The 299-nt window shown below is 41.1% G+C and carries 1 protein-coding gene; it reads right to left on the bottom strand.

The genetic code is table 11. From position 1 onward, the window contains the following. A partial coding sequence (locus LKK83_RS02430) for an HNH endonuclease (protein WP_324629199.1) occupies positions 1 to 299 on the bottom strand: 299 nt, incomplete at both ends.

Genomic DNA, 299 nt, shown 5'->3' with positions numbered 1-299 from the left:
AGACTTAGAGATGCCAAGACGCTTACGATTAAATTTAGTTAATCCTCCAGAACCTACTTCAACAGGTAGTCCAGTAGATTCTAAGACTTCCTTAAGTTTCCAGCGAGTAGCATTAACGGCAGCAGCATCAGCGAGTGGTTGTTTACGCTGCTTTTCAATGGCAGCTAATAAGTCTGGTTTACCATTGAGGAAATTAATAGGCAACTCTGCACCTTTCTTTTGGTTACAGGGAACGCAACTCAAAACTAAATTAGAAACTCTATCGCTACCTCCTTTGGATTTGGGATGGAAATGGTCAA

Origin of the sequence: Phormidium sp. CCY1219 (assembly GCF_035615515.1) — a bacterium.
In the GTDB taxonomy this organism is placed as follows: domain Bacteria; phylum Cyanobacteriota; class Cyanobacteriia; order Cyanobacteriales; family Laspinemataceae; genus CCY1219.
This window is presented reverse-complemented; position numbering and strand designations above follow the sequence as displayed.